Consider the following 12,593-nt stretch of genomic DNA (forward strand, 5'->3'; position numbering starts at 1 on the left):
TAGAAAAACTAAAAAATCAACGGAGTATTAATCAACAATACGTGCAATAAACTAATCTTCTAATTATCAACCCTTAATAACGCCAAAGATTTAGATACTTACGAAATATCTTTGCCAAATTAACAGCATCATCAATAGCTCGGTGCATGGTTCCTTCAAATTCAAACCCTTCTCTTTCCAAAGCTTTGTTCAAACCAATTGCTCGTCCTATGTTTTTAATTCTAGGATATTGGTCTTTCAAACTAATATGTTTTTTAGCCCACTGCCCATCTAATCGATGCAATTGACAATCTTTGACCAATGCACTCTTATCAAAAAATCCCCAAGAACATAATAAATACTCTTCTCCATCATTGAGTCCAATCCAATCTTGAAAATCCTCAATAACCTCAGGAAATTTGTCTGCTTGATTGACATCTACTTGAGAAATCGTTGTCAAACGTTGGCAAAAATCGGATAACATTGGATATACAATAGGCTGCACAAAGCTTTCAAAACGACTCTTTATCGTTCCGTGTTCATCCATTAAAACGCCTCCTATTTCTATAATCTCCCTCTTTTTTCCCCTAGTCTCTATCTCTGTTTCCCAACAAGTAGCTTCTAAATCGTAGATGATATAGTTCATAATTTCATTTTCATCACTTTGCATCAGTAGTAGCTCATTAATTCTTCATTATTAAGCTATTGACACGAATGTATTTTTTAATTAAAACTCGTATCGAGCCAGTGGTGCCACCTCTTGCCCTACAAATTCTTTGTTTTGGTATTTGTAATACGCAGTCATAGCTATCATTGCTGCATTATCTGTACAATACTCAAACTTAGGTATAAACACTTCCCAACCTTTTTCGGTTCCCACTTCTTCCAAACGAGTTCTCAAACCAGAATTGGCAGACACGCCTCCAGCTATGGCTATTTGTTTGGTTCCTGTTTCTGCCGCAGCTTGAACTAATTTATTCAATAAAATAGACACAATTCTATCCTGTACAGAAGCACAAATATCAGCAAGATTTTCTGTAATAAATTCAGGATTTTGCCTTGTATTTTTTTGTAAAAATCGTAAGATATTCGTTTTTAAACCACTAAAACTAAAATCTAGATTGGCAATATTAGGTTCTGTAAAATCAAATACTGGACGACCTTTTTGTGCCATTTTGTCAATAATAGGTCCTGCAGGATAGTCCAAGCCTAACAATTTTCCTGTTTTGTCAAACGCTTCTCCCGCAGCATCATCAATTGTTGTCCCTAATATTTTCATAGACAAATAATCTTCTACCAAAACTATCTGCGTATGTCCACCCGATACTGTCAAACACAAAAAAGGGAATTTAGGTTGCGGAGCATCTATAAAATGTGCTAATATATGAGCTTGAATATGGTTTACCTCTATCATCGGAATATCCAAACTTAATGCTAGTCCTTTGGCAAAAGAAACACCAACCAATAAAGACCCCATCAACCCAGGACCTCGTGTAAAGGCAATTGCACTCAACTCTTTTTTATCAACTTCTGCCTTCCGCAATGCCATTTCCACTACTGGAACTATATTCGCTTGGTGGGCTCTCGAAGCAACCTCAGGAACCACACCACCATACTCTTTGTGTACACTTTGGCTAGCGACACAATTGGATAAAATTTTTCCATCTTTGAGGATGGATGCAGAGGTATCATCACAAGATGATTCAATAGCTAAAATTATTGTCATATAGCATCTAATTTTTAAAGCAGTTCTAACGATCGTTGATCCCTAAAAGAACAAATGCTAGCCTAACCCCTATCTAATTCTTAGGGATTTTTTTTATTCCTTAAAAAATAAATTTAATATCTTTATCCTTTCCTTTTTTTAAACCGTTTTATATAGAAATGGTTTAGTTAATAGTTACTCTTATGTTAAGACTAATAAAGAAACTAAATCTAGCATAATAATAGTTAATAATTGAAGTAGCATCCGCCAATAATACACGAATTATTTTTAATAAGTAAATCACCAGAAAAAGAAAGGTATTTCGTTTTGCTGCTACGACAATAATTGGATACAACTTTTCAAAAAAATAAAGTCCTATTGGGTCTATATCTAGTATATTATTTAAAATAGGCTTGCAAAGATAACAATTATCCCTAAAAAAGACAGATAACATTAAGCATCAACTAGAACATACAAATCCTAAAGAGGAAACCATTGAAGCCAAACCTAAAAAAGGATTGGGTCGACTTATCATTGGTCGAATTTGGAAAATCTTTACAGGCTTACTAAAAGCCACCATTGCCATCATGTTAATTGTCTATCTATTGCTGTGGATTCCTTGGGTACAAACTCAACTGGGGCATCTAGCTGCTAATCTTTTATCCAAAGCATGGGATACAACCGTTCGAATAGAACGAGTAGAAATTACGCCTTTTTCCAATTTTAAGTTTTATGACGTATTTATTGCCGATCACTATCAAGACACACTAATTTACGCTAGTTCGGCCGAAGCGCAACGATATGATATTTTAGCGCTCCTAAATAAGGAAGTTAGTATTGGTAATATTATTGTTCGAGATGCTGTGTTCAAAGTACTCCGTCATCCTAAGGAAGAAAATTTTAACATTCACTTTTTAATCGACTTTTTTGAATCAGGAGAAGTTGTCGAACCTCGCCCCGAAAAATTTAAACTCTATTTTGGTGGCGCAGAACTGGTTAATGCAAGGGTACATTTGGCAGATACCGCCATTGGCACCGCTGCATTTGTGACCTGCGATACAGGATACGTTCATGGACATGATACCGAGGGGGTAGACATGATTGGCAAAAAAGTTTGGGGTGACATTGCACACTTGTCCAATGCCAGTATTAAGGTGCATGTATTTGATAAAGTAGATATTCCTGGTATTGACTCCTCTTTTTGGGAAGTTCCTGTTGATACCACAATTGCAGACTGGGATGTTGGTTGCGAAAAGCTTTTATTAAGTAATGTCAACTTTCGTCTAATCAATGAGCGAACAGGGATAACAATAGACACTTCTCTTTCTTTGGATTTTGCCAATCTTAACTTTAAGAACATCAACTTAGATGTGGATTCTTTCCGACTACAACACGAAGTATTTACGGGGCATGTCAACAAGATTCATGGTTTGAATCATGGTGGTTTTGAACTAAAACATCTTTCTGGAGATGCCATTATAAGCCCCCAAACCATTGCCCTAAGTAATTTCAAATTAGAAACAAACTCTAGTAATATTGGTCATGCGTTGAAGTTAGAATACGATGCTTACAGAGATTTTTATCAATTCCCTGACAAGGTGAAAATTATTGGTACATTTGATAGTACTACGAGCATTACATTCAGAGATATAGCCGCTTTTGCTCCTGAAATTAAAAAGAATGTCTTTATTGAAAACAACTTAGATAATCCAATAGCAATTAAAGGCAAATTTAGAGGAACGGTTAATAACTTTAGAGCCAGAGATGTTGATATTCAAGTGCATAATTCTAGAATCATTGGCAACCTTTCGATGAACGACATTACGGTTCCTGATGCGGCTTTTATGGATTTAAAGCTTAAGAAAGTTTCTACCGACTATAAGGACTTAAAGCAAATCATCTCTTTTGTCAATCTTCCTCCCAATCTAGCCTCTCTAGGGCAAATGAACTTTGAAGGATCTTACACTGGCTTCTTCCAAGATTTTGTTGCTTACGGGCAATTAGATACCAAATTGGGGCGCATCAACTCAGATTTGCAACTCAATTTGCGCAAGGGGCGTTCTGCGGCTGCTTACAATGGAGGCTTTCGGTTTAATAATTTTGATGTCGGCGCATTTATTGATAATGATGATGTCGGACAAATTACCCTGCAAACAGATGTAGAAGGAACGGGGTTGACCCTCGAAACCTTAGATGCAGAGCTAAAAAATGCTAAAATAGATAGTTTTACATTCAAAGAATATCAGTACGAAGATATTGCAATTGACGGGCTTTTCAAACAAAAGAAATTTGATGGGGACATCATTTCCAAGGATACTAATATGAATGTTTTTATTCGTGGTATCGTTGACTTGAGTGGAGAATTACCTAGTGTTGATATTTTGGGAAATGTTCAAAACATCGACTTTCATAAGGTCAACATATCTGAAGAGCTTATTGGACTACACTTAGATACCTTTGACATCAACGCCAAAGGAACCAATATTGATAATTTTGTTGGGAATTTGTTTATTCGTGGTATCAAAGGCTATAGAGGCAACGTTCATTCCGAATTGGATGAAATCAAGGTTAAAGCAGACAATATTCCTAAAGATACCATTTATGCGGTTTCAGATGGCGATAGCACCATGTTTGTTCAGAACACCCGAACCATCAACCTAAAATCAGATATTGTTAGCATTGACGTATTTGGGGAGTACGACGTAGTGAATTTGGTTCGTTCTATTGAGAATTTCATAAAAATCAATCACCCCAATTTGTACCAAGAACTCTACCAGCGGCAAGTTTTGCAAGTAGAAGATATCGAAGAAGTTGTAGAAGATAAGCCTTTAATGGATGTCATTGTGGATGTGGATAAGATAAGTATTGATACAATTCCTCATCAAGATTTTAACATTATCATCTCTATTCCTCGAAACACAAAAAATATCACCCAGTTAATTGACAAGAACTTCAAATCTTTGGAAGATGTTTTTTTGACTGGAGAATACGATGGGTCAGAAGGATACCTCACTATTAATGGAGAAGTTGGAAAAATTCATATAGGAAACATTGAGGTAGATAACATTCAATTGGATAGTGGGCAAGCATTGGGTTCTACCTTTGATGTATTAGGTTCTGTGGATACACTCCATATTGATGGAAAACCATTCATACCCAATATTAATCTTTCTTTAGATGCCGTGGGGGATTCTGTTCGATTTAATGTCCATGCAGATGCAGTGGGAGAAATTGCCCAACAATTGTCTATTAACGGTCAATTAGAAATCAAAGAAAAATTAATCGTCTTGAAATTAGACACCTCTCGCCTATATATTTTGAATGAAAAGTGGACGATTAACGACAACAATCATATCAAAATTGGAGATAAGGTACTTGATGTCCAAAATATAAAGCTTTCTAGTGGGAACAAATTGGTTGAATTGAGTTCTATTAACGATAACAAAGGTGCCAAAGTCGATTTTCAAAATATTAGCTTAGGTTGGTTGTACGGAATGATGGAACCGCTTCCTCAAATTGATATTAAAGGTATTTTTTCGGGGGAAGCCTCTATGCAAGACGTCTTCACTCAAAAAGGAATCGATGCAGATGTTTTGATTGACACACTTATTATTAATGAAGATTATTGGGGGAGTAACTCTAGACTTTTAGTTCATGCCGATAGCCTAAAATCAACATTTAGAGGAGACTTTACGCATAGTAGTAATTTTGTAGATAGTTTGTATGCTTCTGCTAATTTTACACCTAAATTTGCAACGAAAGAAAAATACTTGCAAAATCTTTTAGATATTGACATCAATGCAGAAGGTGCCAAAGCCAAAATATTAGAATATTTCTTGCAAGATCAAATTTCTGAAACAGAAGGAAATGCCTTTGCACAAGCTAGAATATTTGGAAACATTGATGGTCCCAAAACAGTAATGAATATAGAAGGAGATGGTTTGTTAACAGGCGTCAAAACCAAAGTTAACTTTCTACAAACCAAATATATTTTATCTGATGCTAAGATAAAAATTGACAACCAAGGATTTCATATAGATCCTCCTATTACTTACAATCGTTATAACGAATACCAATCGGGTGGGGTTCCTGTCCTTGTAGAAGGCGAGCCATCTGTAGCTTATCTTGAAGGCAGTTTGGTACACGATCACCTCAAAAATTTTGGTTTGGATGTTACCGCAATCCTAAACAACAACTTAGCAATGAACACCACCATAGAAGATAACAATACTTTCTATGGCAAAGTCTATGCTTCTGGTACCGTAGAGTTCAAAGGACCATTTGAGCGATTAAAACTAAAATTGGATGTTGAAACAGAAGATAATAGTATTTTCAACTTGCCGATCGGTGGTCCCATGGAGGTCACTGAGACCAATTATATTAGCTTTTTTGATGCCAAAGCAAAAAAAGATTCTACAAATGAGAAAAGCATCAAAGATCAAGTACTCACAGGATTAGACATTGAAATTATTGCCAAAATCAAACCCAATGCGCTTGCTCGTTTGATTATCGATGAAAAAGCGGGCGATATCATCGAAGGAAGAGGTAGTAGTAATAATATGCGTGTCTACTATACCCCAACAGGAGAACTTAAAATATTTGGAGACTATACCATTGAGAGTGGAGAATATCTATTTACATTTAAAAACTTAATTAATAAACCTCTCAAAGTTAGACAAGGAGGAACAATCACTTGGGGAGACAACGATGGCGACCCTTTTAAAGCAAAATTAGATATTCAAGCGGTCTATACGAAAGAGTTGGGAGTCGCCAACTTGGTCAAAGAATACATTGCTGGCAATCCAGGTCTTTCTAGCCTAGCCAACAAGCCTTATGAAGTCAATTTATTGATGGATTTAGAGGGCGAACTCTTTTCTCCTAATGTTGATTTTGAAATTCAGATTGAAAATGTAGATCCAGCTCTCCAAACCCCTGTACGACTAGCACTAGCAACCATTAATGCCGATAAGAATGAGTTGAACCGCCAAGTATTTGGTATCATTGCTTTGCAACAGTTTTTGCCGTTGGGCAACGCTGGTAATCTTGATGTAGTTTCCTCTGGAATCAATACGGGTATTAGTACCTTGAGTGAATTGGTTTCTCAACAACTATCTCTTTATGTCAATGATTTATTGGAAGGAGTTATCAAAGATGTGGATTTTATTTCAAGCTTAGAGTTTGATTTTAATTTTAATATCAGAGATAACGAAAGCGCCAATATTCGTTCTACGACTTCTAATGTGCGTTTGGGTGGAAACATCAAATTTTTGGACGATCGCTTGACCGTATATGCGGGTACCAACATTGATATTGCAGGAGACGATCAGGTGGTTAATAATATCAATGCTAGTAGCAACAACTATGTTGGAGGTGACTTTAAGGTTGAATACTTTATTACGGAGGACGGTCGATTGAGAATTAAGGCTTATAATCGAACAGAATCCACTATTTTGGGACAAAGTATTCGAACGGGAATTGGTATTTCTTTTAGAAAAGAATTTGATACGCTTCAGGATTTAATTGATGCAGCAAAAGCAAACAAAAAAAAGAATAAAAAAGAACGTTACACCAAACGTCGCGACAAATTTACCGACAGAATAAAAGAGCTAAATAAAGAGATAGAACGTACTAAAGATAGCAAAAAGAAGGAACGTCTAACCCAAAAGGTGGAGCGCTTGAATAAAAAGTTGGAGAAGGCAAAAAATGATCTGAGCAGCTTACCTAAAGACAAAGAATAAGGGTATATTAGAATATTATATAGTGCTACGCTAAATTACAGAAAATCAATTGACTCTATTCGGAAAACGAACTTATGACAATTCTCATTGCTCACTAACGTTCATTAGTAGACTATTTTATATTAAACAGACTCAATCTATCTCTTATGTTAGCAGAAATAGAAGCCATTAAGAAGTATCTTCAACAGAGTGTACTTTGCTGGTTGGCGACCAGTTCCCCCGATTATATTCCCAACGTATCTCCTAAGGAAATTTTCACCCTTTATCAAGACAAATACCTTTTAATTGCTAATATCGCTTCGCCTCAAACTGTTCGAAATTTAGAACAAAATCCCAATGTATGTGTTAGTTTTATAGATGTCTTCGTTCAAAAAGGCTATCAATTAAAAGGAACCGCTACTGTTATTCCAACATCCAATCCTGAATTTCAACTATTGGAACCGTTCTTATTAGAGTTAACGAAAGGACTATTTCCTTTTCAAAGTATTATTAAAATCAAAATTAATACTAGTAAAAAAATTCTAGCACCTCGATACTTACTCTACCCAGATACAACGGAAGCAGAACAGATCAAGCGTGCCCAGGATACATACAATAAGGGCTTGCCTCCTTTTACAAAAGGTTAGATAAACATCGAGCTCATCACCTAAGGTTTTCACGTTATCACTATGGCCAATACACCTAAAATAACCATCGCTCCAAAAAATTTTGTCATTGCAATTCTAGTTTTTATAGGAATTGCAATAATGCTTTACTTAGGTGCATCACTCTTGCTTCCTTTGTTGGTTGCGGCATTGTTTGCCACTGCCTTGAATGGTCCTACAGAAAAATTAAAAAACTTAGGGCTTCCCAAAGGAGTAGCAATTACTATTGTGATGATCTTATTAATTAGTTTGTTTTCTATTATTTTTATCATCATCTCTTGGCAAATCAACATTATTGTCAGTGATTGGGCTGAAATACAAAACAAAGCCTCTCAAAAAATCACCGAACTCAACCAATGGTTTTCAAAATCTTTTGGCATCAATCCTTTTCGATATTTGTCTGAGTCTGATTTTACGAATAAGAAAATGCGTTCGTTTGCAACAGGTATGCTTGGGTCTGCCATGACCTTTGCTTCTCAAGCTTTGATAACCTTAATTTATATTATTCTTTTTCTACTCCAAAAAGAAATGTTTCACAATTTTTTCAAAAAGCTTGTTCGAAAAGAAGAAGAAGCAACCATCTGTGTCATGTTGGAAGAGTCTAGCTCTATTGTTAACAAATATCTTATTGGGAAAGGCAAAATTATGTTGATCTTATTTGTAGCCTACTATATTGGCTTTTTATTAGGAAGTGTTCCTTACGCCTTATTTTTGGCAATTTTTGCGGCTCTATTTTCTATTATCCCTTATATTGGTAATTTAATTGGTGGAGGGGCAGCCATGATACTAGCCTATCTATACTCTGGTGCTTTTGCTGGTATTATGGTATTTGTAGTTGTTTCGGTTGCTCAATTTGTAGAAAGCTATTTATTAACACCTTGGATTGTAGGCGATGAAATTGACCTAAATCCATTTATGACCATTTTTGGGGTCATTGTATTTTCGAGTTTGTGGGGTGCGCCAGGTGCCATTGTAGCATTGCCTACGGTGGGTACTATGAAGGTTTTATTTAAGCATATCAAAGGGTTAGAACCTTATGCTTTTTTATTTGAGAAACATAGTTAATAGTAGTTAGTTAACTATAATCATAAAATAAGGGAAATATCATGAATGATATTTCCCTTATTTTCCTATAAATTCTTCTGTAATACTTAATCCTCGATAACAGCAGATAAGCCTCTATCTACTAGAGCATCTTTAATTGGTTTTAATTCTTTTTTTGACCCTGTTTTAACAGTAGCCTTTCCTTTAAAATGAATCAAATAGCTCAATTGTTCTGCTTGTGCAGGATTATGACGGCAAACCTCAACAAAGGATTCTATTACCCAATCAAAGGTATTGTGATCATCATTGTAAACAATTACTTTCGAATGATTACCAATCAATTCTTGGAGGGCAATTTCTTCTTCTTTGTCTTGCCAAGACATGTGATGTGTGTGCTCCAACATAGTTTTTTTTAGTTTGATTTGATCGTGTTTATTGATCTCTAACTCTAATAATAGTTTATTAACTTTTGTTCTTAAAAGCAATAAGCCATTACTTCTAATATACAAAATTATAATAAGCTTACATAATTAAGCCCTAATAAGTTCATAAAAATATGAAAATTTTAACGGTCAAAATTATTTTTCATCTTTTCTTAAAGAATAAACTCTTTAGAATCTAAATCCCTTGAGACTAGATCATCATAGCTAAATAGGCACTTACTATTGGACTAGTCCAAAGAGTAAACTTAAAGGAATTATTAGCTATTTTAAGATTAGGTTCTTATAAATAGCGTATCTTTGCGACATTATAATAATCAATTCTACAAGCTGCTTTCTCACCTGATAGAGAGCAATTGTATACAACTATATTTCACTATCATGCGTATTTTATTCCTCCTAATTTCTATCTCGATCTTATTGGCAAGCTGTTGGGATTTACAAGCAGACACTGCTATCGAAGGTTTTGCTCCCGGTACATGGCGAGGCGTTTTTAAATTAGAAGACCAAGCCGTCCCTGTTATTTATGAAATCAAGAACTCTAATAATGACAAACCCATTGAGTTTATTTTTAAAACGGAAAAGCACGATGTAGCTGCCGATAGTGCCATTATTTTTGGAGACACCCTATTTGCTTACTTTGGTGCTGCCAATACCTATCTAAAGATTATTCACCAAGTTGACCAGATGGATGGCTTTTTGTATGATAATACAGGGGAAGAGTATGCCATTCCATTTGCAGGCATTTATGGTATTCAGCAGCGTTTCCCTGATGTTCGTAAAACACCTAAAGCTAACTTGACAGGAGAATGGAAGTTAGTAGCAACAATTGACCAAGATTCGACCTTAGAAGGAACCCTTCGCATTTCTACTGATGGTAAAAACAAAGCTGCCGCAAGCCTACAGTTTCCTACCTATCCCAAACAATTACATTTAGAAGGCACTGTTCAAGATTCCAAAATTTACTTATCAGGTTTTGATGGGAAGACAGTTTGCTGGATTAGTGCCAATATTGAAAACTCTAAACAACTAACACAAGGTAATTTGAAACTAAACAACAAAGGCTACTTTTGGGAAGCAGAAAGTCGTGCTGGCATGATGTCAGAGTAAGCTATAGATCAAAAAAACAGGGTAAGGTCTTTTAAGTCCCTACCCTGTTCCATAAATATTGTATCTTTTTTATTTTCTTAACTTAAACGAAGCCTCTCTATAGCCTGGTCGCATTGGAGAAGTTTCCGTACCATCAAATCGGTTGTGTATCGCAATCAATTCTGAAGGCACAAACAAGAATACATACGGTTGTTCCTCATAGATAATCTCTTGTACTTTCAAATAGAGCTCTTTGCGCACTTCGGGATCTAGAGTAACACGAATTTCGTCAATCAATTTGTCTGACTCCGCTGTTCCAAACCCTACTCGATTGGCACCACCTTCTTTGTCAGCTGCGGTATGCCACACCTGTTTCATATCATCCAACCCAGGCGTTTTGACCCAAGCCAAAGCAACCATATCAAAATTACGCTTATCAGCATCTTCCAATAAAGTCGAAAAATCAACAGGCGTTAGATTTACCTCAATACCAACTCGTGATGCTTCATCTTTTAGCAATTGACCAATATTCTTGCGAACAATATTTCCTTGTTGGTACTTGTATTCTACACTAAAGCGAACTTGTTTCCCATCAATCTTTTTATCCATAATATTGTCGCCATCGGCATCTGCCCACCCTGCTTCTTTCAACAATTCCTTTGCTTTTTCAATATTGTATTCAATATCAGGCATATTCTTATTGTAATAAGGTTTCTTAGGATTGATTGGACCATTCGTTTTAATCGCCATTCCCTCAAATATAGATTCAATCATTTCATCTCGATCAATTAAATGCGCAATAGCTCGACGCACCCTTTTGTCTCTAAATTGAGGTTTTTTCATATTAAAACCAATATAGTAATAGGCAAATTGATCAGGAGTACTCAAATCGAAGTTACTACTAAATTTAGGGTCGTCTTTTAAGTCGATGAATTTGGTTGGTTGAATACTTCTAATAACATCTACCTGACCATCTTTAGCATTCGTAATTGCTGCTGTCAAGTCAGGAATTGTTTTATAGATAATTTTAGGAGGATAAGCCTCTAACATTTTATTGCCTTTTACTTTATCACCCCACCAATCTTTTTTGCGCTCCAACACAACACGTTGTCCAGTTGTCCATTCTACAAACTGATAAGGACCACTCCCAACAACTGCCTCAGGCACTCTTTTAAACTTAGGCGCATTAAACTGCTCTGCAAAACGCATAATTTTTTGATCTTTCATCAAAGCATCCATTTGTTCAGGGTCACTCAACTGCTCAATTGTAAACTGGCTCATCAACCCTTCTGAGTCGTAGTGATACTCTGGTAGTATAAATGGCTCCTGCCCCGATGACTCTTCTGCTCTAAAATAACGCTCTTTAGAGTAAACTGTAAATTTTTTGTTATTTGTTGGGTCAATTTCCACCTTATCCATAAACTCAAAGTAGGGACGGATTTGTGCACTATTTACCCTTGGATTTTTAATCACCTTGATGGTAAAGATATAATCCTCTGCCGTAATTGGCGTACCATTATCCCAAGTAGCTTCAGGATGGATTTCATACGTCAAAGACATACCACCTGCATATTCTCCGTCTTCCAAAGCTTTAATTTCTGGACGACCAACCGCTAATTGTGGGCTTAATTCTAGTGTTTGCTGATCGTACACCAACAATTTAGAATAAATGTTGTTTTGAATATAAAGAGCATTAGCCGCATTGGAAATAATGGGGTTCATTCCATCTGGGTCAGATATTTCATGGATCGTTAATTCAGCATTCCCCTCAGTAGTTTCTTGCTTTTCTTCTGTTGTCTTGTCCTCTGGTTTATCCGAAGGAGTTTCACAAGCAACGGTCATGGACAAGAAGCCTATTGCAAATCCTAGATTTTTTAAGGTTTTGGAGATTCTCATAGAATTAATTCTTTTATTAAAAAAAAGTCGACGTGGTGTTTTTATCTCTTGTGTTAAT

At 35.9% G+C, this 12,593-nt stretch carries 8 protein-coding genes; 4 read left to right on the forward strand and 4 right to left on the reverse strand.

The annotated features are described in order from the left end of the window. Positions 1-73: 73 nt before the first annotated feature. Together CG11_RS15220 and tsaD are read right to left on the reverse strand one after the other, a co-directional pair. Positions 74-625: a 3'-5' exonuclease gene (locus tag CG11_RS15220; RefSeq protein ID WP_052597789.1), complete on the reverse strand. Its 552-nt coding sequence runs from the start codon at positions 623-625 to the stop codon at positions 74-76. Between the two features lie 81 nt (positions 626-706). Continuing rightward, a complete protein-coding gene (gene tsaD, locus CG11_RS15225) occupies positions 707-1,705 on the reverse strand; it encodes a tRNA (adenosine(37)-N6)-threonylcarbamoyltransferase complex transferase subunit TsaD (RefSeq protein WP_052597642.1) in 999 nt (332 codons plus the stop codon). 497 nt (positions 1,706-2,202) lie between these two features. Between tsaD and CG11_RS15230 the strand changes: the two genes are divergently transcribed. The 3 genes from CG11_RS15230 (at position 2,203) to CG11_RS15240 (ending at position 9,131) form a co-directional block, all read left to right on the forward strand. Then, positions 2,203-7,422 carry a translocation/assembly module TamB domain-containing protein gene (locus CG11_RS15230; RefSeq protein WP_052597643.1) on the forward strand — a complete coding sequence of 1,740 codons (5,220 nt, stop codon included), beginning with the start codon at positions 2,203-2,205 and terminating at the stop codon, positions 7,420-7,422. Positions 7,423-7,568: 146 nt separating this feature from the next. Then, positions 7,569-8,048 carry a pyridoxamine 5'-phosphate oxidase family protein gene (locus CG11_RS15235; RefSeq protein ID WP_052597644.1) on the forward strand — a complete coding sequence of 160 codons (480 nt, stop codon included), beginning with the start codon at positions 7,569-7,571 and terminating at the stop codon, positions 8,046-8,048. Positions 8,049-8,090: 42 nt separating this feature from the next. Continuing rightward, on the forward strand, positions 8,091-9,131 hold the full coding sequence (locus tag CG11_RS15240; RefSeq protein ID WP_052597645.1) for an AI-2E family transporter: 1,041 nt from the start codon (positions 8,091-8,093) through the stop codon (positions 9,129-9,131). Between the two features lie 86 nt (positions 9,132-9,217). Here the strand turns inward: CG11_RS15240 and CG11_RS15245 are convergent, their stop codons facing one another. Next, on the reverse strand, positions 9,218-9,514 hold the full coding sequence (locus CG11_RS15245) for an ATP-dependent Clp protease adaptor ClpS (protein WP_052597646.1): 297 nt from the start codon (positions 9,512-9,514) through the stop codon (positions 9,218-9,220). Between the two features lie 417 nt (positions 9,515-9,931). Here CG11_RS15245 and CG11_RS15250 point away from each other — a divergent pair, with 417 nt between their 5' ends. Then, positions 9,932-10,660 carry a hypothetical protein gene (locus tag CG11_RS15250; protein ID WP_052597647.1) on the forward strand — a complete coding sequence of 243 codons (729 nt, stop codon included), beginning with the start codon at positions 9,932-9,934 and terminating at the stop codon, positions 10,658-10,660. A 69-nt stretch (positions 10,661-10,729) separates the two neighbouring features. Here CG11_RS15250 and CG11_RS15255 read toward each other — a convergent pair whose 3' ends face one another. Beyond that, positions 10,730-12,535 (reverse strand): ABC transporter substrate-binding protein, encoded by a 1,806-nt coding sequence (locus CG11_RS15255; protein WP_052597648.1) that lies wholly within the window; start codon positions 12,533-12,535, stop codon positions 10,730-10,732. Between the last annotated feature and the right edge of the window lie 58 nt (positions 12,536-12,593).

It is taken from the genome of Aureispira sp. CCB-QB1, assembly GCF_000724545.1.
Lineage (GTDB): Bacteria > Bacteroidota > Bacteroidia > Chitinophagales > Saprospiraceae > Aureispira.

What these genes read in the sequence shown, in the direction of transcription:
- CG11_RS15255 (WP_052597648.1), bottom strand. Translation starts at nt 12,535, where the DNA reads ATGAGAATCTCCAAAACCTTAAAAAATCTAGGATTTGCAATAGGCTTC.
- CG11_RS15240 (WP_052597645.1), top strand. Translation starts at nt 8,091, where the DNA reads ATGGCCAATACACCTAAAATAACCATCGCTCCAAAAAATTTTGTCATT.
- CG11_RS15245 (WP_052597646.1), bottom strand. Translation starts at nt 9,514, where the DNA reads ATGTTGGAGCACACACATCACATGTCTTGGCAAGACAAAGAAGAAGAA.
- CG11_RS15220 (WP_052597789.1), bottom strand. Translation starts at nt 625, where the DNA reads ATGAACTATATCATCTACGATTTAGAAGCTACTTGTTGGGAAACAGAG.
- CG11_RS15235 (WP_052597644.1), top strand. Translation starts at nt 7,569, where the DNA reads ATGTTAGCAGAAATAGAAGCCATTAAGAAGTATCTTCAACAGAGTGTA.
- CG11_RS15250 (WP_052597647.1), top strand. Translation starts at nt 9,932, where the DNA reads ATGCGTATTTTATTCCTCCTAATTTCTATCTCGATCTTATTGGCAAGC.
- tsaD (WP_052597642.1), bottom strand. Translation starts at nt 1,705, where the DNA reads ATGACAATAATTTTAGCTATTGAATCATCTTGTGATGATACCTCTGCA.